General features: G+C 71.1%; 13 protein-coding genes. 7 read left to right on the forward strand and 6 right to left on the reverse strand.

The features are described from left to right. Positions 1–285 carry a DUF4031 domain-containing protein gene (locus ABC138_RS10685; RefSeq protein WP_068322968.1) on the forward strand — a complete coding sequence of 95 codons (285 nt, stop codon included), beginning with the start codon at positions 1–3 and terminating at the stop codon, positions 283–285. Here ABC138_RS10685 and ABC138_RS10690 read toward each other — a convergent pair. Beyond that, positions 242–901: a hypothetical protein gene (locus ABC138_RS10690; RefSeq protein ID WP_345913668.1), complete on the reverse strand. Its 660-nt coding sequence runs from the start codon at positions 899–901 to the stop codon at positions 242–244. The two genes, ABC138_RS10685 and ABC138_RS10690, sit on opposite strands and share 44 nt — an antisense overlap. 18 nt (positions 902–919) lie before the next feature. On the opposite strand from ABC138_RS10690, the gene ABC138_RS10695 reads away from it, so the two are divergent. Next, positions 920–2,422, forward strand: a complete 1,503-nt coding sequence (locus ABC138_RS10695; RefSeq protein ID WP_345913669.1) for a cytosine permease — start codon at positions 920–922, stop codon at positions 2,420–2,422. Continuing rightward, positions 2,419–3,003, forward strand: a complete 585-nt coding sequence (locus ABC138_RS10700; protein ID WP_255218243.1) for an isochorismatase family protein — start codon at positions 2,419–2,421, stop codon at positions 3,001–3,003. Before ABC138_RS10695 ends, ABC138_RS10700 begins: the two co-directional genes overlap by 4 nt. A 1-nt stretch (position 3,004) precedes the next feature. On the opposite strand, the gene ABC138_RS10705 is transcribed toward ABC138_RS10700, so the two are convergent. Both ABC138_RS10705 and ABC138_RS10710 read right to left on the reverse strand, forming a co-directional pair. Further along, a complete protein-coding gene (locus ABC138_RS10705; RefSeq protein WP_068323458.1) occupies positions 3,005–3,427 on the reverse strand; it encodes a VOC family protein in 423 nt (140 codons plus the stop codon). A gap of 41 nt (positions 3,428–3,468) precedes the next feature. Beyond that, positions 3,469–4,350 carry a LysR family transcriptional regulator ArgP gene (locus tag ABC138_RS10710; RefSeq protein WP_068322959.1) on the reverse strand — a complete coding sequence of 294 codons (882 nt, stop codon included), beginning with the start codon at positions 4,348–4,350 and terminating at the stop codon, positions 3,469–3,471. A 71-nt stretch (positions 4,351–4,421) separates the two neighbouring features. Here ABC138_RS10710 and ABC138_RS10715 point away from each other — a divergent pair, with 71 nt between their 5' ends. Then, on the forward strand, positions 4,422–5,015 hold the full coding sequence (locus ABC138_RS10715) for a LysE/ArgO family amino acid transporter (protein ID WP_255218242.1): 594 nt from the start codon (positions 4,422–4,424) through the stop codon (positions 5,013–5,015). On the opposite strand, the gene ABC138_RS10720 is transcribed toward ABC138_RS10715, so the two are convergent. Both ABC138_RS10720 and hflX read right to left on the reverse strand, forming a co-directional pair. Beyond that, the gene (locus ABC138_RS10720; RefSeq protein WP_068322956.1) at positions 5,005–5,286 is read right to left on the reverse strand and encodes a hypothetical protein; all 282 of its coding nucleotides are present in this window, start codon (positions 5,284–5,286) and stop codon (positions 5,005–5,007) included. The genes ABC138_RS10715 and ABC138_RS10720 overlap by 11 nt on opposite strands. 9 nt (positions 5,287–5,295) lie before the next feature. Beyond that, positions 5,296–6,795, reverse strand: a complete 1,500-nt coding sequence (gene hflX, locus ABC138_RS10725) for a GTPase HflX (protein WP_068322953.1) — start codon at positions 6,793–6,795, stop codon at positions 5,296–5,298. Positions 6,796–6,877: 82 nt separating this feature from the next. On the opposite strand from hflX, the gene ABC138_RS10730 reads away from it, so the two are divergent. Beyond that, entirely contained in the window at positions 6,878–7,612 is a 735-nt protein-coding gene (locus ABC138_RS10730; RefSeq protein WP_345913670.1) for an amino acid permease, read from the forward strand. 4 nt (positions 7,613–7,616) lie between these two features. Beyond that, positions 7,617–8,324, forward strand: a complete 708-nt coding sequence (locus ABC138_RS10735; RefSeq protein ID WP_345913671.1) for an amino acid permease — start codon at positions 7,617–7,619, stop codon at positions 8,322–8,324. A gap of 3 nt (positions 8,325–8,327) precedes the next feature. On the opposite strand, the gene ABC138_RS10740 is transcribed toward ABC138_RS10735, so the two are convergent. Further along, complete coding sequence (locus ABC138_RS10740) at positions 8,328–10,034, reverse strand: glycerol-3-phosphate dehydrogenase/oxidase (RefSeq protein ID WP_345913672.1); 1,707 nt, start codon at positions 10,032–10,034, stop codon at positions 8,328–8,330. 59 nt (positions 10,035–10,093) lie between these two features. On the opposite strand from ABC138_RS10740, the gene glpK reads away from it, so the two are divergent. Beyond that, on the forward strand, positions 10,094–11,626 hold the full coding sequence (gene glpK, locus ABC138_RS10745) for a glycerol kinase GlpK (RefSeq protein ID WP_345913673.1): 1,533 nt from the start codon (positions 10,094–10,096) through the stop codon (positions 11,624–11,626). Positions 11,627–11,639: the final 13 nt, after the last annotated feature.

Consider the following 11,639-nt stretch of genomic DNA (forward strand, 5'->3'; position numbering starts at 1 on the left):
ATGATCCTCGTCGACCCGCCCACGTGGCCCGGATGGGGCCGTACCTGGAGCCACCTCGTGTCCGACTCCTCGCTGGAGGAGCTGCACGCCTTCGCGGGCGCCGTCGGGCTGCAGCGTCGGCTCTTCGACGAGGACCACTACGACGTGCCGGTCGAGCGATACGACGAGGTCGTCGCCGCCGGGGCCCACGAGGTCGCCGGGTCCGAGCTGATCCGCCGACTCATCCGCAGCGGCCTGAGGGTCACGCAGGCGGAGCGAGCCGGGCGAGCTCCCGAGCAAGGTTGACGCGGGCCCGCGCGCTCCAGTGCGCGTGCGCGTGGTCCGTGAGGTACAGGCGCTCCCGCTCGGCGAAGGGGGTGAGCACCGCGGCCCTCCCCCACGCGAAGTCCCTCGCCCGCACGTGCCCGTACTCGGCGCGCACCTGGGCGCAGTAGGAGTCGAAGCGCTCGGTCGGCGACGCCAGGATCCACAGGTCCGCGTCGTGGAAGGCCCTGGAGACCGCGTCGTCGACGGCCATCTCGTGCGTGGCGCTGTCACGGACCAGGCGCGCCACGCGGGTGACCTCCGCCACCCGGAGCCCGAGGAGGGGCAGGCGCTGCTCCGCGAGCACCGCCGAGGCCTCCTCGGACGCACCCGGCGCGGCGGTGGTCTCGTACACCGCGTCGTGGAACCACGCGACCAGCTCCGCGAGGTGCCGGTCCTCGTCGGGGAGGTCACCCCCTTCGGCCAGCTCGTCGAGGGCCGCGAGGACCTCCGCCAGGTGCACCGGGCCGTGGTACGCGCGGTGTGACTCGCGCCACCGCACGAGCAGCTCGTCGCCGAGCTCGCCCACGGCCGCGGGGTCCGCGCCCGGCACCAGGGCGGTCACATCGGCGTGCCAACGCTCACGCAGGGTCATCACGTGTGGGATTCTGCCCGAATGAGCGCTCCCTCCCCCACGGGTGACACCCTCGAGTCCGTCCGGCGCGCCGGCGTCGAGACCACAGGCATCGAGATCATCGACGAGGCAGACCGCACCGCGAGGCCCTCCGACCTCTTCTGGCCGTGGTTCGCCGCGAACGTCTCCGTCTTCGGCATCTCGTACGGCAGCTTCGTGCTCGACTTCGGCATCTCCTTCTGGCAGGCCATGCTCGTGTCGATCATCGGGATCGTCATCTCCTTCCTGCTGTGCGGGCTCGTCGCCGTCGCCGGCAAGCGGGGCTCGGCCCCGACGATGGTCATCTCCCGGGCGGCCTTCGGCGTCCAGGGGCAGAAGCTGCCGGGCGTCGTCTCGTGGATCGTCTCGATCGGCTGGGAGACCTTCCTCGCGATCATGGCCACGCTCGCGACCGCGACGGTCATGCGCGAGCTCGGCTGGGGCGGGGGGACGCCCACCAAGATCATCGCGATGCTCGTCGTCGCCGGGCTCATCGTCGTCGCCTCGGTCGCCGGCTACCACCTGATCATGCGGCTGCAGTCGTGGCTCACCTGGGTGACCGGTCTCGCGACGGTCGTCTACGTGCTGCTGACCGTCTCGCACATCGAGTGGTCCGCGCTCACGGCGGTCGAAGGGGGGTCCCCCCAGCAGGTCCTCGGCGCGCTGATCATGGTCATGACCGGGTTCGGCCTCGGGTGGATCAACATCGCCGCCGACTGGTCGCGCTACCAGAGCCGCGAGGCCTCCTCCGGCGCGATCGTCGCGTGGAACACCTTCGGTGGCGCGCTCGCGCCGGCCCTGCTCGTCGCGTATGGCATCGGCCTGGCGGGGTCCGACGCGGACCTGCGGGCGGGCATCGTCGCCGACCCCGTCGGCACCCTCGCGACGATCCTGCCGACGTGGTACCTCGTGGTCTTCGGCGTGGCCGCCGTGCTCGCGCTCGTCTCCGGCGCGGTGCTCGGCATCTACTCCTCGGGCCTGACCCTGCTGAGCCTCGGGGTGCGGATCCCGCGCCCCGCCGCCGCCGGCATCGACGGGCTGCTGCTCACCCTCGGCACGATCTACGTGGTCTTCTTCGCCGAGAACTTCCTCGGCCCCTTCCAGTCCTTCCTCATCACCCTCGGGGTGCCGCTCGCGGCCTGGGCCGGGATCTTCCTGTCCGACCTCGCGCTGCGGCGCCGGGACTACGACGAGGTCGCGCTCTTCGACTCCCGCGGGCGCTACGGGTCGGTCGACTGGATCTCCGTCGCGACGATGGTCCTCACCTCGGCCATCGGGTGGGGTCTGGTCACCAACGCGATGCCGGACTCGACGTGGAACAACTGGCAGGGCTACCTGCTCAAGGCCTTCATGGGCACCGAGCTCGTCGAGGACCCGGCCGGGAGCTACTGGGCCGGGGACTGGTCCTACGCCAACCTCGGCGTGGTCGTGGCGCTTGTGCTCGCCTTCGTCATCACCTGGGTGGCGCGACGCGGTGTGGTGCGGCGGCAGGAGGAGCGGCTGTGACGGGCGCCGAGCGGCCCTCGCTGCCCGACCTCGACGACGCCTGGCTCGTCGTCGTCGACCCCCAGCGCATCTTCGCCGACCCTGCCTCCGAGTGGGGCTCGCCGATGTTCGACGCGGCCCTCGGCCCGATCAAGAGCCTGCGCTCCGGCTTCGGTGCCGAGCGCACGCTCGTCACGCGCTGGCTCCCGGGGACCTCACGGGAGGGCTCCTGGGGGCCGTACTTCGAGCGCTGGGCCTTCGCCGACCGGCCCGACACCGATCCGCTCTTCGACCTCGTCTCCCCCGCCAACGGGTGGAGCAGCCGGGGCACGGTCGACGTCACGACCTTCGGCAAGTGGGGCACGGCGCTGAGGCGCGTCACCGGCGAGACGCCCACGCTCGTGCTCGCGGGGGTCTCGACGGACTGCTGCGTCATCTCCACCGCGCTGCCCGCAGCGGACGCCGGCGCGACGCTCGTCGTCGCCGCCGACGCCTGCGCGGGGTCGAGCGAGGAGGACCACGCGGCCGCACTGCAGGTCATGGGCCTGTACGCGCCGCAGATCGTCGTGTCGACCTCGGCCGAGGTCCTCGCCGAGCGGTAGCTCAGCCGCCGCTCACCGAGCTCCCCGCGATGTTGACCATCCACGGGACGCCGTAACGGTCGGTGAAGGAGCCGAACTCGTCCCCCCACATCTGCATCTCGAGGGGCACCTCGACGGTGCCGCCGTCGGTGAGCCCCGACCAGTAGCCGCGCAGCCGCTCCGCCTCGTCGCCGCTGATGCTGATGGTGATGGCGCTGCCGGGCGTGGCCGTCATGCCGGGTGGCGTGTCGCTGGCGAAGATCGTGTAGCCCGCGTCGGTCTGCAGGCTCGCGTGCATCACCTGGTCGGCGATGTCGCCGGCGTCGGGCATGGATTCGCCGAAGGTGTGCACGACCAGCTCGCCGCCGAGCACGGACTGGTAGAACTCCATCGCCTCACGGGCACTGCCGTCGAAGCTCAGGTACGGGTTGAGTGTCGATGCCATGCCACCCATGGTGGCCCCGGCGCACCGACCGGCGGTAGGCCTCAGCGGGTGCGGACCGGACGCAGTCGCCGAGCGGCGTCGTGAACCGCCTCCGTGAGGCGGGTGAGGCGTGGGGTGCCGAGGGTCCAGACCTGCCAGTACAGCGGCACGTCACGGCGCTCACGGCTGCGCAGGAGCACGAGCTCGCCGGTGTCGAGGTCGTCGCCGAGCTGTGCCTCGGGGACCATCGCCCAGCCGAGGCCGGCGCGCACGGCCGCGACGAAGCCCTCCGACGACGGCACCTGCGACGTCGGCGGTTCGGTCATGACGCCCAGGTCCCGCAGCACCTCGGCCTGCAGGTCGTCCTTGGAGTTGAAGCGCAGCACGGGCATGGCAGCCCAGTCGTGGCCCCGCCCTCGGATGAAGCGCTCGGCCAGGGCCGGCGAGGCCACCGGGAGGTAGCGCATCGCCCCGAGCGGCTCCGTGCGGCAACCGGCGACCGGCGTCGGGTCGGCCGTGACCGCACCGACCACTCCCCCGCGCCGCAGGTGGTCGGCGCTGTACTCCTCGTCCTCGACCTCGAGCTGCAGCCGCGTGTCCGGCCAGCCGGCGGCGACCTCGAGCACGGGCGCGAACCACGTCGCGAGGGAGTCGGCGTTGACGGCGACCGGCAGCGCGACGTGCGTGGATCCCCCTTCGCCCAACGCGGCACGCGCCTCGTCCTCGAGCAGGACCATCTGCCGAGCCGTACGGACCAGCGACTGCCCTGCCTCGGTCGCCCGGCACGGGATCGCGCGCTCGACGAGTACCCGACCCGTGTCGCGCTCGAGCGCCTTGATCCGTTGGCTCACCGCGGAGGGAGTGACGTGGAGGGAGCGGGCCGCGGCGTCGAAGGTACCGGCGTCGATGACGGCGAGCAGGGCTCGCAACTGCTCGAGCTGCATGAAGCCATGCTAATGATCCTGAAGGATCCTTCACTGGCCTGCACGGTGGCGAGCGCCTAGCGTCGTGCCCTGTGCCCGTCTCCGCCCTCGCCGGTCTGCTCACCGGACTCACCCTCATCGTCGCCATCGGCGCGCAGAACGCCTTCGTCCTGCGCCAGGGCATCCGTCGCGAGCACCTGGCACCGGTCGTGCTCATCTGCATCGCCGCCGACGCCCTGCTCATCGGTCTGGGCACTGCCGGCGTCGGCGCGCTGGTGGGTGCCCACCCCGAACTGGTGCGCGTCGTCACGTGGCTGGGGGCGGCCTACCTGCTCGGGTACGGTCTCGTCGCCCTGCGGCGTGCCGCCCGACCGGAGACGCTGACCGCCGATGCGCCCACCTCGCGCGGGTCGGTCGTGATGACGACGCTGGCCATCACCTTCCTCAACCCGCACGTCTACCTCGACACCGTCCTCATGCTCGGGTCGATCGCCAACGGTCACGGCGAGCAGCGCTGGGCCTTCGCGGGCGGGGCCGCGCTCGGCAGCACCCTGTGGTTCTCGGCGCTGGGCCTGGGCGCACGGGCCCTGGCCGGGCCGCTCGGCCGGCCGGGCACCTGGCGGGTGCTCGACGGCGTCATCGGCGTGACGATGATCGGGCTAGCCGTGCTGCTCGTCACCAGATGAGGCGAGCCACCGCCAGCACGGTGCTCGCGGTGACGCCCACGCAGCAGACCCACCGGACCCAGAGTCCCGTCCTGGAGCGCTGGCCGTGCCCGGGCGCCCGCAACGAGCTGAGGTACCCACCGCCCGGGGCGAGGGCACCACGGTGCCCGCGCGAACGCTCGAAGGGCGCCCACGCATCGCGTGCCCGGACCGCCTGGGCGATCCCGCGCGCCGTCGGGACGACGAAGAACGCTCCGACGAGGGCGGCGGCCAGGACCGCCAGTGGTTCCACCGGAACGGGTCAGGCGACCGCGACGAAGGGGGCGAGCTCGGCCGCGAGGTCCGGGTGCACCCTGGCACTGACCCGGGTGCCGTCGGCGACGTGGTCCTCCGAGAGGATGTCGGCCTCGTCGTGCAACCGGCTGACGAGGTCGCCGCGCGCGTACGGGACGAGGACCTCGACGTCGATGTCCGGACGGGGCAGCTCGTCCGCGACGAGCGCGAGCAGCTCCGGGATGCCCTCCCCCGTCCGCGCCGAGACGGCGATCGAGTGCTTCTCGTTGCGCAGGATGCGGTCGACGACCTCGGGGTCGGCGGCATCGGCCTTGTTGATGACGATGACCTCCTTGACATCGGTCGCGTCGACGTCGGCGAGCACAGAACGGACCGCGGAGATCTGCCCCTCCGGGTCGGGGTGCGAGCCGTCGACGACGTGCAGCAGCAGGTCGGCCTCGCCCACCTCCTCGAGCGTGGAGCGGAAGGCCTCCACGAGCTGCGGGGGGAGCTCGCGCACGAACCCGACGGTGTCGGCGAGGGTGAACTCGCGCCCGTCGGCCGTCTCGGAGCGCCGCACGGTGGTGTCGAGGGTCGCGAAGAGCTGGTTGTCGACGAGCACCCCGGCGTGGGTGAGGCGGTTGAGCAATGTCGACTTGCCGGCATTGGTGTAGCCGGCGATGGCGACGGACGGCGTGCCGTTGCTGCGGCGCGAGGAGCGCTTGGTGTCACGGTGGGTCTTCATCCCCGCGATGTCGCGCTTGAGCTTGGAGATGCGCGAGTTGATGCGGCGGCGGTCGAGCTCGATCTTGGTCTCACCGGGACCGCGCGACCCCATGCCCTGGCCGCCGGCCGCCTGGCCACCGGCCTGCCGAGACATCGACTCACCCCAGCCGCGCAGGCGCGGGAGCAGGTAGGTCAGCTGGGCCAGCTCGACCTGCGCGCGGCCCTCGCGGGAGGTGGCGTGCTGGGCGAAGATGTCGAGGATCAGAGCCGTGCGGTCGATGACCTTGACCTTGACGACGTCCTCGAGGGCGCGCCGCTGGCTCGGGCTGAGCTCGGTGTCGCACACGACAGTGTCGGCTCCTTCGGCCTCGACGATGTCGCGCAGCTCGAGTGCCTTGCCGGAGCCGAGGTAGGTGCCGGGGTCGGGGTTCTGGCGGCGCTGCAGGACGCCGGCGAGGACCTCGGAGCCGGCCGTCTCGGCGAGGGCGGCGAGCTCGCGCAGCGAGTTCTCCGCGTCCTCGATCGTGCCGTCGTTCCACACCGCGGCGAGCACGACGCGCTCGAGCCGCAGCTGGCGGTACTCGACCTCGGTGATGTCCTCGAGCTCGGTGGACAGCCCTTGGACACGGCGAAGGGCGGAGCGCTCCTCGCGGTCCAGCTGGTCGCCGTCGTAGTCGCTGCGGTCGAGGAAGCCCTCGTCGTCGGCGAGCGCCTGTGCGCGTCGGGAGAGGACCCGGTCGATCGTGGCGTCGAGGCGGATGTCGTCGGCGGACGCGTCGTGGTCGTGAAGTGGTTCTGTCATGTTCTCCTCAGGATCTCACCTTCCAACGCCCACGATCCACCCATTAGTCCTGCGTGGGAGCCCGGACGTAGGCTCGGACCTCGTGTCCGCCACCCACGACGTCGTCCCCACGCCCACCGAGGACCACCTGGATCGGGGTCTGAACCCCCGCCACGTGCAGTTCATCGCCCTCGGCACCGCCATCGGCACGGGCTTGTTCTTCGGCTCCTCCGAGACCATCCAGGCCGCTGGCCCGGCCGTGCTGCTGGCCTACCTCGTCGCCGGTGCCATGGTCTTCATCGTCATGCGCGCGCTGGGCGAGATGGCCGTGCGCCACCCCGTCGCCGGGTCCTTCGCCCAGTACACCGGGTCCTTCCTCGGCCCCTTCGCCGGGTTCATCACGGGGTGGGTCTTCTGGCTCGAGCTGGCCGTCGTCGCCATCGCCGACATGACCGCCGTGGCGACGTACATGGGGTTGTGGTTCCCCGGCGTGCCCGGCTGGGTGTGGATGGTCGCCGCGCTCGTGCTCATCGGCTGCCTCAACCTCATGGCCGTGCGGGTCTTCGGTGAGATGGAGTTCTGGTTCTCCCTCATCAAGGTCCTCGCGATCCTCGCCCTGGTCGTCGGTGGCCTCGTCCTGATCTTCTGGGGCAAGGACGTCGGTGGCACCACCCCCGACTTCGCCAACCTGTGGAGCAACGACGGGTTCGCCCCCTTCGGCCTGTGGGGCATCGTCATGAGCCTGAGCGTCGTCGTCTTCTCCTTCGGCGGGATCGAGACGCTCGGCATGACGGCCGGCGAGGCGGACGAACGGACCGCTCCATCGCGCGAGCGGTAACACCGTGCCCGTGCGCATCCTGCTCTTCTACGTCGCCGCGCTCGCGGTGATCATGTCGATCATCCCGTGGGACGAGGTGACCGGCGAGACCTCTCCCTTCGTCGAGGTCTTCGCCGCCCTGGACATCCCCGCGGCCGAGCACATCATGAACTTCGTCGTCATCACGGCGGCCCTGTCGGCGATGAACGCGATCTTCTACGCCTGCTCCCGCACGATGTACGGCCTCGCGGAGCAGGGCCACGCGCCACGCGTCTTCCACCACGTCTCGCGCCGGGCGCACATCCCGGTCGTCCCCGTGCTCATCATGTTCGTCACCGGCGCCGTCGGCATCGCGCTCTTCCTGACGATCGAGGACCGGCTCTTCTTCTACGTCGCGGCCATCGCCACCTTCGCCACGGTCTTCACGTGGCTGATGATCCTGCTCGCCCACTGGCGGATGCGGGCGCGGATGATCCGCGAGGGCGCGCCCGACACGCCCTACCGGATGCCCTTCTTCCCGGTGCTCAACAGCATCGCGATCGCCTTCATGCTCGGCGTCATCGTGCTGCTCGCGACCACCGACTCCGGACGCAACGCCTTCTACGTGGGGGCCGGCGCGCTGGTCCTGCTCACGCTGGCGTACTTCACGCTGGTCCGCGGGGAGGGTCGGGCTCCGGTCGACCTGCCCGCGCACACCATCGAGCAGCGCCCGGACGTCGGCTCCAGGGCGTAGGCCTCAGCCCTTGGCCAGGGTGCGGATGTCGGTCGCCTCGGTGCGCTCGGCATCGGCCCGCTCGTCCTCGGTCATCTGCTGGCTCTCGATCTCGGCCTGCACCCGCCGCAGGTAGTGCTGGACCTCCGACTCGGTGCGCTCCGCGTCCCAGCCCAGCTCGGCCGCGAGGACCCGCGCCGCCGGTGCGGCCGCCTGGACGCCGCGGTCGGTCGTCTCGATCGAGATGCGCGTGCGACGGGTCAGGAGGTCGTTGAGGTGGAGCATCGCCTCGTGGCGGGCGGCGTAGACGACCTCGACGACGAGGTACTCCTCCGCTCCCTCGAGCGGCTCGGCGAGGGCGCGGTCCTCGTCGATCATCCGGAAGAGGTCGACGGCGAGGGACCCGTAGCGGTCGAGCAGGTGGGTCAGGCGCCAGACCGGCAGGTCGTGACGGCGACTCAGGGTGTCGAGCTGGTTGACCAGCGCTTGGTAGCCCTCGGCCCCGACGAGCGGGATGTGCTCGGTGACGCTGTCCGGGACCCCGGGCGACAGGTCCACACGGGCCGCGTCGACCGCGTCCTGCGCCATGATCCGGTAGGTCGTGTACTTGCCGCCCGCGATGGAGACCAGACCCGGCTGGGGACGGGCCACCGCGTGCTCGCGGCTGAGCTGCGAGGACTCCTCGGACTCACCGGCCAGCAGGGGGCGCAGCCCGGCGTAGACCCCCTGGATGTCGTCGCGGGTCAGCGGGGTGACGAGCACGCCGTTGATCTGCTCGAGGATGTAGTCGATGTCCGTGGAGGTCGCCGCCGGGTGCGCCCGAGAGAGGTTCCAGTCCGTGTCGGTCGTACCGATGATCCAGTGGGTGCCCCACGGGATGCAGAAGAGGACCGACTTCTCCGTGCGCAGGATCAGGCCCGTCTCGGAGTTGACCCGGTCGCGGGCGACGACGATGTGCACGCCCTTGCTCGCCCGGACGTGGAACCGGCCGCGGCCACCGGCCATCCGCTGGATGTCATCGGTCCACACGCCCGTGCAGTTGATGACGACCGACGCGCTGACCTCCACCTCGTCGCCGGTCTCGACGTCGAGCACCCGCGCGCCGACGACCCGCTCGCCCGCGTGGAGCAGACCGGTGACCTTCGCCGAGTTGAGGACGGTCGCGCCGTAGGACGCCGCCGTGCGCACGACCGTGAGCGTGTGGCGGGCGTCGTCGCACTGGGCGTCGTGGTAGAGCAGCCCGCCGTGGTGGGCGGACGGCTTGAGCGCGGGGACGAGGCGACGGACTCCCCCCTTCGTCAGCTGCTTGGTGCGCGGCACGGACCGGCCGCCGCCCATCGAGTCGTAGAGGGTCAACCCGGCGGTCACGTACGGCCGCTCCCAGACCGGGTGCGCCAGCGGGTAGAGGAAGGAGACCGGCTTGACGAGGTGCGGCGCGATGCGGGTGAGCATGAGCTCGCGCTCCTTGAGCGCCTCGCGGACCAGGCCGAAGTTGAGCTGCTCGAGGTACCGCACGCCGCCGTGGAAGAGCTTGCTCGAGCGGGAGGAGGTCCCCGAGGCGAAGTCGCGCTGCTCGACGAGGGCCACCTTGAGGCCACGGGTCGCCGCATCGAGGGCGACGCCGGCGCCGGTCACCCCACCGCCGATGACCAGGACGTCAAGGTCCTCCTCCGCGATGCGGCGCCAGGCCGCGACGCGCTGATGGGGGTCGAGGGGCGTGGGATTCGGCATGGCACAACGGTAGTCGCGGTCGGCACCACAGGCGAAAGGGACCTGACAGGATGCCGCACATGAGCGCTGCCAAGACCTACGTGCTGGCCATCGACCAGGGGACGACCAGCACCCGGGCGATGATCTTCGACCGGGACGGCTCGGTCGTGGCGACCGACCAGATCGAGCACGAGCAGATCTTCCCGCGTGCCGGCTGGGTCGAGCACGACGCCATGGAGATCTGGGACAACACCCGGCGGGTCATCGGCGGGGCGCTCGGCAAGGGCAACCTCAACAGCGGGCACATCTCGGCGGTCGGCATCACCAACCAGCGCGAGACCACCGTCGTGTGGGACAGGAGCAACGGCCAGCCGATCCACCACGCCATCGTCTGGCAGGACACGCGTACCCAGGGGATCGTCGACGAGCTGGCCCAGGACGGCGGCCTGGACCGCTTCAAGGAGGTCTGCGGCCTGCCGCTCGCGACGTACTTCGCCGGACCGAAGATCGCGTGGATCCTCGACCACGTCGAGGGGGCGCGCGAGCGCGCCGAGGCCGGCGAGCTGCTCGCGGGGACGATGGACACGTGGGTCCTGTGGAACCTCACCGGCGGCGGCGAGAACGCCGGGGTCCACGTGACCGACGTCACCAACGCCTCCCGCACGATGCTCATGGACCTGCGGACCCTCGCGTGGGACGAGGCGACCTGCGAGGCGATCGGGGTGCCGATGCAGGTGCTCCCCGAGATCCGCTCCTCCTCGGAGGTGTACGGCGAGTGCAAGCCGGGAGTGCTCAAGGGGACGCCGATCGCAGGGGTCCTCGGCGACCAGCAGTCGGCCACCTTCGGCCAGGCGTGCCTGACGCCGGGGACGGCGAAGAACACCTACGGCACGGGCAACTTCATGCTGCTCAACACCGGGACCGAGATCGTCAAGAGCGACAACGGCCTGCTGACGACCGTCTGCTACCAGCTCGGCGAGGAGCCGGCCGTGTACGCGCTCGAGGGTTCGATCGCCGTGACCGGCTCGCTCATCCAGTGGCTGCGCGACAACCTGGGCTTCATCAAGGAGGCCCCCGAGGTCGAGCAGCTCGCCGGGAGCGTCGAGGACAACGGCGGGGTCTTCTTCGTCCCGGCCTTCTCGGGGCTCTTCGCACCTCACTGGCGGCCCGATGCCCGCGGCGCGATCCTCGGGCTCACCCGGTTCGCCAACAAGGGCCACATCGCCCGGGCAGCCCTGGAGTCCACCGCGTACCAGACCAAGGACGTGCTCGACGCGATGCAGGCGGACGCCGAGCGCGCCGGCGGCCGTCTCACCGAGCTCAAGGTCGACGGCGGCATGGTGGCCAACGAGACCCTCATGCAGTTCCAGGCGGATGTCCTCGGCGTCGACGTCGTGCGGCCCAGGATCGCCGAGACCACCGCGCTCGGCGCCGCCTACGCCGCCGGCCTCGCCGTCGGGTACTGGGAGTCGACCGACGAGATCGTCGACAACTGGGCCGAGGACCGCCGGTGGTCGCCGGCCATGGACGAGACCGAGGTGGGGCGGCTGCACCGCAACTGGACCAAGGCGATCGGCAAGACCCTGGACTGGGTGGACGAGGACGTCGTCTGAGGTCGGGGTCCGA

The sequence above is a fragment of the Janibacter sp. LM genome, from assembly GCF_039631275.1.
Classification (GTDB): domain Bacteria; phylum Actinomycetota; class Actinomycetes; order Actinomycetales; family Dermatophilaceae; genus Janibacter; species Janibacter terrae.